This is a genomic window from Fluviicola sp. (genome assembly GCF_039596355.1).
Lineage (GTDB): Bacteria > Bacteroidota > Bacteroidia > Flavobacteriales_D > Crocinitomicaceae > Fluviicola.
Map to the genome: position 1 here is coordinate 226,411 of NZ_JBCNJW010000004.1, position 16,145 is coordinate 242,555.

Annotated in this window: 10 protein-coding genes; 3 read left to right on the forward strand and 7 right to left on the reverse strand. The window is 39.6% G+C overall.

Annotated features, from left to right (window positions below):
- Window positions 1-294 precede the first annotated feature (294 nt).
- The 3 genes from ABDV94_RS10835 to ABDV94_RS10845 all read left to right on the forward strand — a co-directional run bounded on the left by ABDV94_RS10835 (window position 295) and on the right by ABDV94_RS10845 (window position 3,214).
- Window positions 295-1,014, forward strand: a complete 720-nt coding sequence (locus ABDV94_RS10835) for a phosphoribosyltransferase family protein (protein WP_343747194.1) — start codon at window positions 295-297, stop codon at window positions 1,012-1,014.
- Window positions 1,015-1,125: 111 nt separating this feature from the next.
- Window positions 1,126-2,052 (forward strand): DUF1295 domain-containing protein, encoded by a 927-nt coding sequence (locus tag ABDV94_RS10840; RefSeq protein WP_343747195.1) that lies wholly within the window; start codon window positions 1,126-1,128, stop codon window positions 2,050-2,052.
- 124 nt (window positions 2,053-2,176) lie between these two features.
- Window positions 2,177-3,214 carry an FAD-dependent oxidoreductase gene (locus ABDV94_RS10845; protein ID WP_343747196.1) on the forward strand — a complete coding sequence of 346 codons (1,038 nt, stop codon included), beginning with the start codon at window positions 2,177-2,179 and terminating at the stop codon, window positions 3,212-3,214.
- 189 nt (window positions 3,215-3,403) lie between these two features.
- Here ABDV94_RS10845 and ABDV94_RS10850 read toward each other — a convergent pair whose 3' ends face one another.
- The 7 genes from ABDV94_RS10850 to ABDV94_RS10880 form a co-directional block, all read right to left on the reverse strand.
- The gene (locus tag ABDV94_RS10850) at window positions 3,404-5,635 is read right to left on the reverse strand and encodes a cation:proton antiporter (protein ID WP_343747197.1); all 2,232 of its coding nucleotides are present in this window, start codon (window positions 5,633-5,635) and stop codon (window positions 3,404-3,406) included.
- Window positions 5,636-5,762: 127 nt separating this feature from the next.
- Entirely contained in the window at window positions 5,763-6,515 is a 753-nt protein-coding gene (locus tag ABDV94_RS10855; RefSeq protein ID WP_343747198.1) for a hypothetical protein, read from the reverse strand.
- 16 nt (window positions 6,516-6,531) lie between these two features.
- Window positions 6,532-8,307, reverse strand: coding sequence for an AIPR family protein (locus ABDV94_RS10860; protein WP_343747199.1), 1,776 nt, complete (start codon window positions 8,305-8,307; stop codon window positions 6,532-6,534).
- A gap of 3 nt (window positions 8,308-8,310) precedes the next feature.
- Window positions 8,311-10,215 carry an AAA family ATPase gene (locus ABDV94_RS10865; protein WP_343747200.1) on the reverse strand — a complete coding sequence of 635 codons (1,905 nt, stop codon included), beginning with the start codon at window positions 10,213-10,215 and terminating at the stop codon, window positions 8,311-8,313.
- Complete coding sequence (locus ABDV94_RS10870) at window positions 10,205-13,891, reverse strand: Z1 domain-containing protein (RefSeq protein ID WP_343747201.1); 3,687 nt, start codon at window positions 13,889-13,891, stop codon at window positions 10,205-10,207. The genes ABDV94_RS10865 and ABDV94_RS10870 overlap by 11 nt, the downstream gene beginning before the upstream one ends.
- Window positions 13,888-15,345 carry an ATP-binding protein gene (locus ABDV94_RS10875; RefSeq protein ID WP_343747202.1) on the reverse strand — a complete coding sequence of 486 codons (1,458 nt, stop codon included), beginning with the start codon at window positions 15,343-15,345 and terminating at the stop codon, window positions 13,888-13,890. The genes ABDV94_RS10870 and ABDV94_RS10875 overlap by 4 nt, the downstream gene beginning before the upstream one ends.
- A complete protein-coding gene (locus tag ABDV94_RS10880) occupies window positions 15,342-16,136 on the reverse strand; it encodes a DUF3883 domain-containing protein (RefSeq protein WP_343747203.1) in 795 nt (264 codons plus the stop codon). The genes ABDV94_RS10875 and ABDV94_RS10880 overlap by 4 nt, the downstream gene beginning before the upstream one ends.
- Between the last annotated feature and the right edge of the window lie 9 nt (window positions 16,137-16,145).

Consider the following 16,145-nt stretch of genomic DNA (forward strand, 5'->3'; position numbering starts at 1 on the left):
TTCCTTTCACAATTAAAGAAATCCACAATCGTCTGAGGTTTTCAACATCGTTACTTTGAAAGCCTTTAACATGAACACTTAGCGAGTTTATCAACATGCCCCCTAAAGATATTCACAGCCCCTAATCTGCAATTCATCGAAGAATTATCCAGATTCGTCCAACTTCAAGTGGATGAAGACTTTCAGTTGGCTTTCCTATAAAATTAGGTGAAATACGGATTCCGTTTTTTACTATATTTATTCAGCTATCAACAGTGCGGTGTTGATAGTGAGCAATGCCAAATAAACACTATTATGCTGACAAAACCTGCTTCAGTTTTTAACAAATGGACGCGTGATTTGCTCCATGTTCTCTACCCTCAAAACTGCCTGATCTGCCGGCACGAATTCAATCAATCCAAACTGGCTGTCTGCCCGGTCTGCATCAGTGAATTGTCCTACACGAATTTCGAAGCGTATTCCGAAGCAACCAACCTCGATAAGCTGTTCTGGGGACGTGTGGATTTATCCGGAACGTATGCCTTGCTGCGTTTCAAACAACAAAACTCCACTCAGCAAATTCTCCACGAACTGAAATACGGCAATAACCCGGAAATCGGGCTGCACTTCGGAAGGGAATTGGGAACGATTCTCAAACAACTGCCGGCCTTTTCGGATATGGATGCGCTGATTCCCGTTCCGCTCCATCCCAAAAAGGAATTTATCCGCGGCTACAACCAGGCGGAAATCATCTGCAAAGGAATAACCCAGGCTTCCGGAGTTTCGTTACGGAAGGATCTCTTGAAGCGGACTTCTTTCACGGAAAGTCAGACCAAAAAAAACCGGGTTTCCCGTTGGGACAATATGCAAAACCGTTTTGCACTCCGAACTCAACAGGAACACAATTTACAGCATTTAGTTGTGGTAGATGATGTGGTGACAACCGGATCAACGCTGGAAACCTGCGTGCGGATTCTCCGGAACCAGTTTCCCAAAGCTAAAATCAGCATTGCGGTGTTAGCTGTTGCGGAATAATATCCAAAATTTCAAAGGAAAAATGCAAAATTCAAAAATTGCAAATCCGTCTTTTGAATTTTGCATTTTGAATTGTATCTGAGTTTACGGTATAAATGCTAACTTTCCCTCATGTTAATAACGATACTTATCCTGATTTTGACGCTGGTAGTTGTTCCGGTTATGTCATTTTATTTCGGCACTCCATTGAATGCGCTTCAAACTGAAGTGCTTACGGAAATGGGGATTGTTCTGGCAGTTGTAACGGCTGTTTGTTTTCTGCTCGGCGAGATTACGCGAAACAATTCACAGATTGATAAGATCTGGAGCATCATCCCAATTTATTATGTCTGGCACGTGGCTTATGCCGGAGATTTCGCTCCGCGCCTGGTCTTGATGGCGGTCGTTGTGACCATTTGGGGAATCCGCCTGACATACAATTTTGCACGAAGGGGTGCTTATTCCTGGAAATTCTGGACCGGAGAAGAAGATTACCGCTGGGAAATCCTGCGTCAAAGACCTGGTTTCAACAACCGGTTTGTGTGGATGTTGTTCAACTTGTTTTTCATCTGTTCGTACCAGAATACACTGATCTTTTTGTTCACACTTCCGGCTCTGACCGGTCTGTATGAATCTGCACCGGCAACGATTCAATTGTGGGACTGGGTTCTTGCCGCAGGAATCATTGTTGCTGTGGTGATTGAGTTTATTGCCGACCAGCAGCAGTACAATTTTCAAACGGAAAAACACCGCCGCCTCAAAAACGGAGAAGCACTCGGGCCTTATTCCAAAGGATTCGTGGATACCGGTTTGTGGAAGCTGGTACGCCATCCGAATTACGCGATGGAACAAACGATCTGGCTGCTGTTCTACGGATTCAGCGTGGTGGCAACCGGAGAATGGATCAACTGGTCGATGGGAGGTTGTTTATTGCTGGTGATTTTGTTTAAGGGAAGTTCGGATTTTTCGGAGAGTATTTCTGCCGGAAAATACCCGGATTATGCCGAATACCAGCGCAAGACACCGCGTTTTATTCCTTTCATGAAGTTTGGAAAGTAATCTCTTATTCATTGAAAATGTAAAATGGAGAAGTGAAAAGGCAGTTGAGCGGCTTGTAGTGAGTTTGCCGAACTAAGTCGAAACACCTTTTCAATTTTCAATTCTAAATTCTCACTTTATTTAAATGAAAGTACTGGTTGTAGGTGGTGGTGTGGCAGGAATCTGTCTGAGTCATGAATTATTGAAACAGGGCTGTGAAGTCCGCTTGCTGGACAACAACCGGAATGCTTCTTCCGCAGTTGCGGCAGGGTTAATCAATCCATTGGTGTTTCGCAGGATGACGCTGAGCTGGCGTATTTCAGAACTGCTTCCGTTTGCTTATCAGACTTACCGGGAAATCGAACAGCTTACGGGTACTTCTTTTCTGCATCCCCTGGTGATCCGGCGCTTGTTTGCTTCGCAGCAGGAACTGGAATTCTGGCAGAAAAAACAACTTCTCCCGGAGTTTGAGCCGTATATGGAACAGCTCACAGATGCCGATTTGACGTTTCCGATAGAGCAAAATACTTTTGGAACCGGAAGGGTGAAACAAGCAGCTTATATCGACACGACTCCTTTCCTGGAAGGAAATCGCACTTACTTTGCATCGAAAGAGATTTTGCTGGAAGAGACATTTGATCACGCATTCCTGGACCCTCAAACGGGTGTTTACAAAGGCGAAGCATACGATTTCATCCTCTTTGCCGAAGGGAAAGACGGAAAGTACAACCCGCTTTTCAGTCATCTGCCGCTGCAGCAAACCAAAGGCGAGTTGCTGACTATTCAGTCTGACACAATCTATGGAGAAGAGTCTCTGAACCGCAAGTGCTTCCTGCTTCCACTCGGAAACGGACGTTTCAAGGTGGGTTCGACGTATGTTTGGGACACGGACAATACCGAACCAACCGAAGAAGGGGCGCAAACGATTGCTGAAAACCTGCGGTCTATCACTTCCGAATCATATGAAATCCTGGAGCACCGCGCCGGTGTACGCCCTACTGTTCCGGACAGAAGGCCCTTGATCGGGAAACACCCGGAATTCTCAAAAATGGTTTTTGCCAACGGATTGGGTACGAAAGGCTACATGATCGCACCGTTAATCGCTCACGAACTGGTCAATCACCTGCTTCACGGCGATCCGCTGAATCCGGAGTGTGATATGGTGCGTTTTGAAAAGGAATGATTTGACGAAATGAGAGTCCCGACTGTGAGAGTCAAGAACTAAGACCGTAATTAGCAAACGATCAGGAAATTTTGATCCCGGAAAACACCATTTTACAAATTTCTAATCCCGATAGCGTTCGACTGAGCTCACGCCGAAGTCTGTCAGGATGTGTAAAAAGTCCTTTTTTACTGGTGTTTCAGGCGGATATCAACTCTTAAGAATATCCTTCAGGTATACCTGAATACGCTTATTGATCCCAACGATCCAAATCACATCATCTGCATGGAACGTAATGTCCGGATCCGGGTTCACAATCCGCTTTTCATCGCGTTCCAACCCGACCACAATTCCCTTGCATCTTTCACGCATCTTGGAATCCCGCATCGTCTGCCCGATCAACTCAGAATCTGCCGGAATAGAAAAGGAATGCAGACCAACCTGTGATACTTCAGATTTCGGTTCTTCCTGGGATTCTTTCACGGTGATATCGTCTTTAAACAGGGAAAGCTGCTCATCCGTTCCAATCACGGAAATCACATCATTCGGGTAAAGCACCTCCTCTTGCCGCGGAATATTGATCGTTAGTCCGCCGCGGTCAATAATCACGATATTCACCCCATACGTTTCGCGGAGTTTCATTACCCCCAAAGGTTGACCGATAATCGGTGAACGGGTTTCCAGCGTAAATTTCGTTAAGTGAGAATCCCATGGAGCAAGAACGCTTTGTTTCTTTTGCTGTTCTTCTTCCGCCCGTTCACGCTCGTGCAAGTTCAGCAAGAAACGGGATTCGATTTTCCCGTAGAACCGTTTGATACGGTGGCGCTGTGTAACGAAAAACAAGGTTGCTACCAACACCCCGATGAATGCCGCCAACGGCGAATAATACTTCGCAAAAACAAACCCGATAAAGAAGATCGAAAGGGCAATCCGTGAAATAATCAGCGCCAGAAGCGGACCGCGATACAAAGGTTTCAGCCAGATATTCGCATAGGTTTGGGAAGGTCCTCTCCGGAAAGCCAATGCATACAAAAATGGGGCGATCATCAACAAGGTCAGGGAAACCACTATCAGGTTTTTCCACTTGCTCTCTTCAAAAAACGGCGCCAGGAATTGATTTGCCAGCAGAATAATACTGATGATCACGACCGAAAAAATCAAGGTATTGATGACATAAAAACGGATCAGTTTTTTCCAATCACTTGCCTCCGTTACCTGTTGCGTTCCCAAGCTGTATTTGTACAGGCGGTTTTTCCATTTTTCCGGCATTTTCAGCGTGACCCAATCCGAAATCCGGCCCGAAAACCCGATCATGTACGGGGTTGTAAACGTGGTAATCACCGATACTGCCACAGCAACCGGATACAAGAAGTCACTCGTTACGTCCAGGGTAACTCCCAGCGTTGCAATGATAAAGGAGAATTCCCCGATCTGGGACAAACTCATCCCCGTCTGTACCGCTACTTTAATCGGCTGACCGGCAAACAGGGCTCCGATGGTCGCAAAGGTCGGTTTTCCAAGCAAAAGCACCAGGGTTGAAATCCCGATCGGAAGTGCGTATTCTACCAGCATATCCGGGTTGAGCAGCATCCCGACCGATACGAAGAAAATGGCTCCGAACAGGTCTTTTACAGACTGAACCAGGTGTTCGATCCGCTCTACTTTCGGTGTTTCTGCCAGGATGGACCCCATGATAAAGGCTCCCAAAGCCGGTGAAAATCCTGCCTGGGAAGACAATACTACCATCATGAAACACAACGACAGGGAAACCACCAGAAGTGTTTCATCGCTCAGGTATTTCTTCAGTCTTTTAAATAAAGTTGGCAAGAAAAATATTCCGGAAACGAACCACAACACCAGGAAAAATACCAGTTTCCCGATGGAATAGATCATTTCCATTCCCTCGAAGGAACGGCTGATCGAAACAGTGGATAAAATCACCATGAGAACAACGGCTACCAGGTCTTCTATGACCAGTGCTCCCAATACGATTCCGGCAAATTTCTGACTCTTAACACCCAATTCATCGAAGGCGCGGAAGATAATCGTGGTGGACGCGATACTGAGAATTCCTCCCATGAACAAACTGTCCATCATGCTCCAGCCGAGAATCACTCCCACGTTGTAGCCGATCAGGAAAGTCATCCCGACTCCCATGAGGGAAGTAATGACGGCCACGTTACCCACTTTCAGCAGTTTTTTGAAGCTGAATTCCAACCCCAGACCGAACAGCAGGAAAATCACCCCGATTTCCGCCCACGTTTTGATCCCGTCGGACTCAACGACTGTCGGGAAGAAATTAAAATAAGGTCCAACAACAACCCCTGCAATAATATATCCCAACACGACCGGCTGACGCAGCATTTTAAAAATGATCGTCATGACTGCAGCCGCACCTAAAATTAATGCCAAATCTATAATTAACTCCGGAACGTGACCCATGAAAAAGTGTTTATGTTTCTCCGAAAAGAAACCAATTTGTGATTTTTCTAAAATTAGGTAATTTGACCTGATTTCGGCTTAAAAACAGATTAAAACCGCGAAAAACTTGTGAAAAATGATTAAAAATTCACTTTTTGATCATATACCAGGTCACCAGGAGGTGGTCATCGATGTGTTCTTCTTTCACCCGGATCAGCTCAAACCTGTCGGCATTCTGCAACAACGAAAGCTCCGGTTTTTCACGGAACTTCAGCTGATTTTCAAGCGGGAAGATCATCTGGTAGACCTCCTTTTTGGCAGGAATGACCAGCAATGTATCTTCCTCACCAATCCCGCGATCAAGACTCACCCGTTGTTTTGATTTTGTTTTATTGACAATCAGGAAATCGATTCGCTCCTTCTTTTCGGGAACCAGCACCCGATTTATCTCCACCAGCGGTTTCCGGGGTTTCACCGTATCTGTCGTTTTCCCGGGAATCCCTTCCAGTTCAAACGGGTATTTTGTTTCGGAAAACTCCACTTGGTTTCCCTGCTCATCAAAACGCGTGGAAGAATTGTAAAACTGGATTCCACCATCCGGAGCATCACTGAAATCGACTTTTTCCACTTGTCCGTTTCCAAAATAGGTCATTGAAACGGATGCATGCCTGCCAACAGAACGCAAACCGTGCGAAAACAATTCCGTTCCCTTACTGTTGTATGCTTTGATCGACCCGAAACGTTTGTTTTTATCCCACGTTTCCACCGTAGAGGCTTTCCCGTTTCGGTGAAAACACTGCTTCATCACCGAACCATCGGGTTGATTCGTCGTTTTACAGTTCAGCTGCGCCAACGCAAGTGAACCGTACAAGATGAGCAGTAACGTGCTAACTGTTTTCATGAAAGGAAGATCAGTCTTAATTTAAACTGAATTTCTTTTTGACTTGTTCCCAACATTCGTCCTTTTTTGCCCACTCACCGTATAAAGCTCCTGGTGCATTCTCTTTTATAAATTGTTCTACCTGAATCATCAGGTTATAAATTGTTGTCTGTAAATCTTCCGATAGACTTTGTTTTTTCCAAATATCAGACAGATTTATTTCCTTTCCTTTTTTATATGATAGTAACGCAAGAGTGTAAGGAACCGTAATGTATCTCATATCTCCGATAGAATTCGGTTTTATTCCGTATAGCTTTTCTGCAGTCCTGAATAGAATAGCCTTTGCGATTGCATATTCGAAATATTCGTTATCAGGATTTTCAGGAATATTGTGTGCAATAAGCTGTGCATAATTTTTCTGGCTTCCCCTTACAACTATATGAGGTCCGATAACAAGCTTGTCTTCTACATAAACTTCACTCCATGTATTTACAAATTTGGCCAGCTCTTCTTTCGTAAAAAACTGCTTTTTAGGATTTTTAAGATCGAATGCCTTCAGTTTAGCTTTTGTAGTTCCTTCCCTTGACCTTGCGTTTCTATATTGACCTCTGGCTCTTTCGTAAAACCATCTGGTTTGATGAGATTGACCACTAACAGGTGGAGCCCATATATTTCTTGATAATTTTTCAAGTTCAATGTGAAATGGAGTATTAGAACTCAGGTCGGATATGGACACTTTATTCTGAGTATTGGCATATTCGGCAATACGGCTCACGATTTCCGCAAAATTATTCTTATCTTTTATGATACTCAGTTTGACCTGAACTACAATGTCTTTTATATTAGCTTTATCTTTCTTCCAAGTGTGGTATATAGATGCTGTTGTTTGCCCTCCATTTACAATCTGAAGATCTTTTACAGATTCTATCAGATAACCCTTTTCTGTCTTTTTGAGTTTTAAATCGTCGGCAGTAGCTGCAATACCATTGTTAAATGCAAGAAACATGTGTGGTTCTTTCAGTATTGTATTACGTATTCCTTTATTTATTTTTCCTGTAAATTGTAGAAAAGACCTTACGTTTTGTTCTAATAGTCTGGCTCCATATTGCTCATAAACTGAAACAAGTGCATGTCCGGGGATTAATGCCAGGTAAGACTGATATTCAGGATTATCTATGTCTGCCTTGATACATGGAACTTCAAAACCATCCTGTTCAAAATCGATTTCAATAGGGATATATTCTTTCTCAGAAACATTGAAAAGATAATTCAAATCAATCACTCTGAAAAAAACAGGAATCTCATTTAATTCTTTTTGTGAAGGAATTTCCCCGTTATAAATACCATCGGTTAAAATAAATATATTTATTCTTACAAGGTTTTCTCTCAGTTCCACTGAGGCATTTAATGTATGTGCAAAGTCAAATATCTCCGATGATTCTTCCAGGCTATCTGCATATTCTCTGTTATCGGCTTTTTTCAAAAATGAGAGTAATAATTTTGCAGCATTATCAATATCCGATTTCTGAACACGTATAGGTTCTTCCGTACATTTAAATACTGTAACAAAAAGATCGAGGGTTTCATAATTATCAGCAATAGCATAAGCATTGATCTTATGGCGGTTTCTTGGTACAATACTTTCATGAAAAGAAATCCTGACATCGGCAGTTTCTCCTCCTTCCGACAAAAGAACAATTGCCTGATTAGTAAATAACTGCTCTAATGAACCTCCTTCTTCATTTGAAAGCTGCTCTGAACGAATATCCTGTAATAAATCGGTATAAAACCGATTGAGTTCCTGTTGTGCCATAAATTAAATCAGTTCAGATATTTTTTTCCCATCAGCTGTGTAAATTTCATCAAACATGAAATTCTCATAAAAAGTATAATCGGTTTCGGGTTCTGTGGAAGCATAAAATATAGCTTTTGATAATTTTTCAATTGAAGGATAATCATATTCCATAATCTCAAAATTTGAAAAATTATCTTCTGTTGACCTATATTGAGTATGAAAAGCTGCGTTTAGAAATATTTTATGAGTACCATATTGAAAGTATCTCAGATTGCTTCTTAATTCAAATCTGTAATAATAGCTATCATTCTTATAATCAGTTTTTATGCTGTACATCTGAATGGCATTATTGTCTTTGACAGATAGTATGACTTTTGAAACTATTTTCTGAAGCTCATCTAATATTTTAAATCCGGTGATGAGTTCTACTTTAAATATTGAGGATTTCAGATCATCATGAGAAAGGGGATTTAGCAACCGGTTTTTGATTCCGGTAAGTTCGTCAATAAGTAAGAATGGAATTTCATATTGATTGACTAACTTTTTAAACTGATCTATCATTTGTTGTAAAGAGATAAATCTGAAAGTATCTACATCTGTATCTTCTTCCTCTTTTAATTTATAAAACCAGGCATTATCATTTTCCGAAATTGAAAAATTCCTTTTTGACAAAGTAATTACACTATTGTCTCCCGATGTACCATTAAACCCCGGATAAAGTACATTTTCAGGTAAGATTCTCTTTAGCTCTTTTTCAAATGCCTTTCGCAGATAATTAGCACAGGCAGGATAATCTCCTTTTGTCAAATGGTATTCTGCTCTTTCTCTGTACGTATCAGATTTACGTATAAAAGGACGTTCAATATTATGACTATGGTTATCTACATAAAATTCTGTTTTTTCCCAGCCTTCAAGATATGATTTAGCAACATTAAACCATTCTCTGTCATAAGTAGTGAGGAAAATTTGAACGCCTTTAAATGAACTACGATCTCCGAGATCATCAGAAGTGAGTATTTTCAGTAGAGGAATTCTATTCGACATATCTAATCCAATAAAAATATCGTCTAAAAAAAGAATTTTTAATTCCGCAGGAGGAATACAGAGTTGATGTGCCAGAAATACAGAAATTGCTATAGCTGTGAGACGGGCTTCATTCAGCATATCATCATGCTCTGGCAAATTCTTACCAAAAAGTTTCACCTTAAATGAAATTGCAGGACTACTGAGTGCTCCATCTATTATTTCTCCATCTGTATATTGTATTTTTAAGCTGCACTCTTTTTGAAAAAAAGCAAGCAGTATATTTGCTTTTGTTTCAAGCTCTCCGAAAAGAGTAGCCACATTCGTATTGTAATCCGTCAAAGCTTCCTGGTTCAATCCTCCGCATTTAATCCAGAGATCTTTATAAGCTATTTTATTTTCTGGTTGTGCAGGAGCTGGAACAACCATATCTGAGAATAATCCATCTTGTCCAAGAAATAAAGAAACCAAATCGGGTTCCTGATTATCTTGTCTGAAATGTAGTTTAAGCAAATCCCTGTAACTGATAAATCCATTGGTAATATTTGCCTGAGTAATATAGTTTGTATCAACTCCTGACTCATTATTAATCAATAGGTATTGATTACCATCAGAGGAAAACCTATGATGGCTATTATCATCAATTTCTATATCAATAAAGGGCTCATCCGAAGTATTACCTTCTTCATAAAACAGGTTTTTCTGAAATGGCTTTCCTGTGTTTGATGCAACATTAAAAAAGTCTTTTAAAGCCCTGAATAGTGACGATTTTCCACTTCCATTTTCACCATATATCAATAAGTTCTCTCCGTTAGGGAGATCTATCGTATAACGAGACGATTCCTGATCATTATTTACCAGGAAAGCTCTGTAATTGCTTATGTGTATACGCTTAATTTTCATTCGTCAGTGTTTGATAAATGAGTTTGAATTCAGGAATCGTATTAATGGCATACACTGCTTTTTTTACAGTACTCTGTGGAGCATTCAGTATCTGATAATAGCTTTTTACTTGTTCTATATCATCATTAAAAGGCTCGATTTTTTTTAATTCCGAAAGAACATTTAAACGGTTATTTTTAAATATTTCCGGAAAATAAATCTCAAATACAGCTACATCCAGAACATTCATGAAGTATGAGCTTATTACCCTGTTTTCTCTTGATGCTTGGTCCTGCTGGAGACGTAATATACTTTCTACTAAAGCATTCATTGCTGGTGTATACTGCGTATCAGTGATAACAGGAAATTCTTTGATTAGTATTTCCGTTTTTTCTCCTTTTCGGCCTATATTGTAGAAAGCAAAAAGTGCAGAATTGAACAATGCCAGTAAATACTCTAAAGCGAGCTCTGAACTTTGAACAGTCAAGCAATTACTATCGGCAACAAAACCGCCTTCAGAAAGTGTGCACTTCTGATCAGTATATATAACAGGTGTTATAATGCTTTTCTCTTTTGTTAATATCTCTCCTGCATTTACAACCTGAAAATCAGGATAAGGTTTTATATAGTATCTATCAATATCTTCGGCTCTGATTAAGGGAACGCTGCTTTCTACTTGTTCCGGTACTGCAACAGTTTTTATTTCACCGGGATTATACTGTTTACTGTAACTTATATTAATCCCTTCCTGAAAATGAATAGACAGCTCTTTATTGAAGTTTTCTTTGTCCTTCATCGTTCTGAGAAGAAATGATTTCATTTCAGTACCTTTTTCCTCTGTTTCGGCTATCAAAGGATCATCAATATCTTCTTCATCCAGCTCATCAGGATAATCTAATATCTCCTTTAGAAACTGCTCATTTACTGCGTATTCAATTTTAATATCTTTTTCAATCCAAGGGAAACTTACAGCCAATCCTACAAACGGGATATCAGATAATGCAGGTTTCTCTAGGTCAGGTTGAGGGTTTAATATGTAAATCAATAGCAATCCCTGATTTTCTGGGCGAATTTCTTTAATTCTTACAGGACTTGGTTTATTTACCCGTGATGAATCTTTTCCTTTTTCTATTGCATCCTTTTTTGATTTTTCAAGAGCTCTTCTTATTTCATCATCTGTCAGATCAATGTATTCATGCTTTGGGTCAATAATATGTGATTTATTAATAGTATAATGATTTACCTGCGTTTCAGAATCACTTCGCCTAGTAAGTCCTACAGTTATATCCTCATTAATCTTTATGCCTTTTTTATCATCTGTATTATTAATCAGTACTACAGTCCAATCTGTAATCACTCCATGTCTTTGCTGTGCCTGAATATAATCTGACATCAAAGAAACATTAAATGATAGTTGTTTGGTTTTATATGCAGACAAAAAGCTAACAATTCTATCAGCATTGTTTTTTCCTCTCCATACAAAATGATTGCGGAATGCAGCTTCTGAATTTGAAATTCCATCAGGTAATCCCAAGCTATTGATAAATGAAAGAGCGAGTGTATAATTGGAAAGATTTGCTGTATCGTTTTTACGGAAAGAATAGGTTTCTTCAAGCTCTCCAGAATAACTAAGCTCCATAATTTTCTTGTATCTGAACTTGTTTGCCGCAGTTACTACCAGTGAACCAGGATGCGTCCTTATTTTCAACCCATATTCAGCAGGTGTTTTATCAAGGTCTCCCATTCGGTCAAATTCAGCCCGCATTTCTTCCGTAGCCACTGTAATATGCTGATACCATTGGACAAGCTCATTACTCGTAAATAATCTGCACAAATCCAGATATCCTGGACGGTAGCCAAACCATCTGCCCATCTGCATCAATGTGTCGTACATTTTTGACGCACGAAGGAAATAGGTAATCGTCAGCCCTTCAAGGGTAAGTCCCCGAGAAAGTTTGTTACCTCCAACTGCAATTACAGAAAGTCCGTTTTTATTATCATAATAATCAAGCGGACGGATATTTTTATGTTCAAGTCCTTCAACTCTTGTGTCGCCATGTACAGATCTGACTTCTATTTTAGCTACTGCCGGATATAGGTGAGATTCTATATCCATCCAGGACATTTCTTTTATGGATGGATCTTTGACCGTTGGATTAGCTATAATATTTTTTGTAACGGGTATAAATTCTTCATTCCATAGATGTTCAAGTTCTCTCAGGAATGCATTATCATTAAATTCTACTAAACGTGCGTATGTTTTTACCTGTTCTTCTACCAAACGGCCAATTCTGGCCTGCCATTTTATAAACCTTGTTACGTGTATCAACATTGAGTTATGTTCATTTTCCTGACCACGGGCTCTTCTGGCTGCACAGGATAAAAAGAAACATTTTATTGCTTTATGAAGGCTTGGAGGGAGTTCATCAGGTTTCTCATCATCCATTTTATGCCCATCCTTTATATAATTCAAATAATCATCTACGGGTACTATTAAATCATTCAAGGGAGGCGACGGATTATCATAATCTTCAATGGATTCAATAGTCTCGATACCAAAAATTTTTTCTGGACCGATGTAATTAGAAGGAGCTGGTATATTAACAATAAAGTTTTTAGGGAAAATGTCGTTTCCTAAAGATAACGGTATGTTATGGACATTATAATCCAGTCCTTTAACATCTTCATCTGTGTATTGCTTTACAAAAATATTGGCATAAGGAGTAGCAGTATAACCAATATAAGCACTTTGTTCGAACAATTTCAGCATAGAACGGATACAGGCATTGATTCCTGAAACATAATTTTTACTGATGTTAATGGATGCATTATCTGCTTCATCATCAATAACCAGCAAAGGCAGATTTTTGATCTGCTTTTTTCCATCCTCCATTGTTTCTGCTCTGGTTGCCAGCCAGCCCAGCAGATTTTTCATCACAGAAGCATTTTTCTTGATGACAAGTACGATCGGATCATTACTACGAATATTTATACCCGAAGTTTCAGAAGCTCTTCTATTGAAATCTCCATTAATTTCATTTGTAGTCAGAGAATGTGCTACCAGATTCGGATCAATCTTACCTACACCGATTCTATTTGTGGTTTGGGTTATACTTCGGGCTTGCTGGGTATCAAATCCCAGAAACCCTTCATCAATACGTAGCTGGGTCTGTGAACGTAAACTATTGTGAATCCCTGCTAATACAATAATCAACCTATATCCGGCATCCGCAGCCTTACATATCAATCCAATATAATTTCCGGTCTTTCCGGATTGTACATGACCGACAATTAACCCTCTTTTATCAAAAGGAATATTGCTTCCTGGTCGTATCAATCTGTCAAGAATATCGTCAGTCAGATTGTCCATTTTATTCAGTGTGTCCGGAGCATAATTCTTTTGTTCCAGCAACCTTCTGTAACGCTTCCAGAATTTCCACGATATCTCTGCTTTTGCATCTTTTATCCAGGGAATTCTCTTTTTATCTTCTTCAGCATCTAGTATACGATATTGGTCAGAAAAGACTGCATATAATGATTCCAGTTCATCACGAAGTATTGTCAGGTCATCCTCAGAAAGAGAAAATAGCTTGTTTACATTCTCAACTGTATTTTTTATTAAATCGGCATTCATGCTTTCTGTAAATCCTGAAAGCATTGTAATACATACATTTTTTGCCTGTTGATAATTACTCATAGACATTCAATTAATTCCGGATATTCGTTAAATGGTTCAATCAGCAATAATCTGCTTTTTGCCTGTTCCGGTGTGTTAGTATTCAATAATGAATGATATACTGTTTTCAGTAATTCTTTCAATTCATTAGAAGCTGCTAACTTTTCAAATGGTCTGAAAAATGAATCCGGGTTTTCAGACTCATTAATAACAATCAATGGGACTGGTAGTGTTTCTTCCAGCAATCTGATAAGCGGTTTTATAGCTTTCAGATCCATTGATGAAATGAAGGGATGTTCCTGGTTTATTTCGTAATAACGCTTTCCATCCTTTTGCTTCTCTATCCATACGGGCTGAAAATGCTGAGTTGTGGAATTCCGTTGAACAACTTTACCTCTGTGCCTGTAAACCTCAACAGCCTGAGCTCTTACCAGAGACGCATAAGCTTTCAGATTGTCTTTTAACCCGAAAGGAGCTCTTGCAACTGATTTTTTAATATCAATCTGCCATTCTCCATCCAGACTATTCGGCAGGTCAATCATTATTCTTGCCAGTTTGAAGTGTTCTTCTTTTCTGAATAATCCCAACCATTCCCCACTAACCAGCATACGTTCATTCCTATACACATAAAATCCCTGTTGTGCATTCCATCCTCTGACACCTTCTGCATTTCTGAATTCTTCCGGTGTAAGCTTAGATTTATGAGGTAACACAAAGCCCCGGACTTTTATTTTCCCATGATGTAACGGTTCTTCAGGAAAACTTTGCGTTGCTGTATGCTGTATCAGAAAAGGATTCCAAGCCTCAACTTCTCTGCCACTGAAAAATATTTTTATTTTATTGCTTTCGATATACCGATGAAAAACTGTGGCAATATGTTTTTTGACACGTTCCATCGTTTGCAAAAATTTATCGAAAGCTATTTTATCGTCTTTGCCAACATCCTTTAACAAATAATCTATATCCCGCCAGATAACAATCGTTCCTGAAAATAAATGCTGCATTTGTTCACCCCAGTTCCCATCAGGTAACAATGCAATTAGTTTCCATTCCTTTGCATGATAGTATATATAATCCAGATCCCATGTCCAGTAGACAAATTCTTTTGATTTCTTTTTAGAAATGACCGTGAACTTTCTGCACTGTGAGAAAGAAGCTGTTTTCAATCCCAGACCAAAACGACCAAGATCATTTATATCTCGCTCTTCATTAGGATCCTTAGAACCTGGACGCATTGCGTTGATCAATTCATCATTCGTCATACCACAACCATCATCTTTCAATGAAAATGTGGTGTCTGCTCCATTCCAGTCAAAATCTATCCATATATTTTTTGCACCTGCTGATATAGAATTATCTAGAATATCTGCAACAGCTGCTTCCATACTGTACCCCACAGCCCTAAACGATTCGAGCATATTTACTGCAACGGGGGAAGCATCAGCAGTCAGATATTCTGAATAATCTGTAATCATGGTAAAATTTCTTTAAGCTGGCGAATTTCCTTTGATGATACTGTCCAATTCACCTGAATGACGGTTTGTAAATTTCTCTTTGGAGAGAGTTTTTTATATGGATTATTGATAACAGTAATAACCGGATTTTTATCAATATTACTCACAAGAACGAGATAGTAATCTGTTTTCATAATACCAGCTGTTTCCCATTCTTTTCCAGTAATTAGTATTCCCCCCTCATCCTCTGAAAAACCTTTAACTTCTACAGCATGTACTTTCTTATCAGAAACTACAATCTGGAAATCATACCCACAACCATAGTCTCTCATATCCACAAAGTCTTTTCCCTGAGGAATGTTTTCCTGACCTGATTTGAACCATTCTACAAAGATTTCCTCAGCTTTTTTTCCTGTAATATTTCGTGGAACATATACTCGCTTTTTCTTTTTTTCGTCAGGTAGAATTGTCATGAGCGGCTCTAGGTCTTCTGAAGCTTCAATATCTTTTCTTTTTGACAGAATATCCAGAACGATACTTCTCAGAGTCGGTTCATCAATATCCTGCAAGGCATTGATTGTATTAATTATGCTCATGGTCATGGCTCTTTTATGCCATCCTTTACGGTGCGGATGGGCAACATCAAATTCATCACGCCTGAACTTAATGTAATTAGGTAGTACATCCAAGGCTTCCGCGATTTTATGGAATGCTTCTTTATCTGTTTTATATCCAAGTTTAGCCAAAGCAACTTTATCAAACCTTGACAAATAATATGTTACAATATGTGCCAGTTTTCTATTGCTATCCATTACTTAACG

Coding starts and splice junctions, on each gene's coding strand:
- ABDV94_RS10865 (WP_343747200.1), bottom strand. CDS start 10,215: ATGAAAATTAAGCGTATACACATAAGCAATTACAGAGCTTTCCTGGTA.
- ABDV94_RS10850 (WP_343747197.1), bottom strand. CDS start 5,635: ATGGGTCACGTTCCGGAGTTAATTATAGATTTGGCATTAATTTTAGGT.
- ABDV94_RS10860 (WP_343747199.1), bottom strand. CDS start 8,307: ATGGCACAACAGGAACTCAATCGGTTTTATACCGATTTATTACAGGAT.
- ABDV94_RS10870 (WP_343747201.1), bottom strand. CDS start 13,891: ATGAGTAATTATCAACAGGCAAAAAATGTATGTATTACAATGCTTTCA.
- ABDV94_RS10845 (WP_343747196.1), top strand. CDS start 2,177: ATGAAAGTACTGGTTGTAGGTGGTGGTGTGGCAGGAATCTGTCTGAGT.
- ABDV94_RS10875 (WP_343747202.1), bottom strand. CDS start 15,345: ATGATTACAGATTATTCAGAATATCTGACTGCTGATGCTTCCCCCGTT.
- ABDV94_RS10835 (WP_343747194.1), top strand. CDS start 295: ATGCTGACAAAACCTGCTTCAGTTTTTAACAAATGGACGCGTGATTTG.
- ABDV94_RS10880 (WP_343747203.1), bottom strand. CDS start 16,136: ATGGATAGCAATAGAAAACTGGCACATATTGTAACATATTATTTGTCA.
- ABDV94_RS10855 (WP_343747198.1), bottom strand. CDS start 6,515: ATGAAAACAGTTAGCACGTTACTGCTCATCTTGTACGGTTCACTTGCG.
- ABDV94_RS10840 (WP_343747195.1), top strand. CDS start 1,126: ATGTTAATAACGATACTTATCCTGATTTTGACGCTGGTAGTTGTTCCG.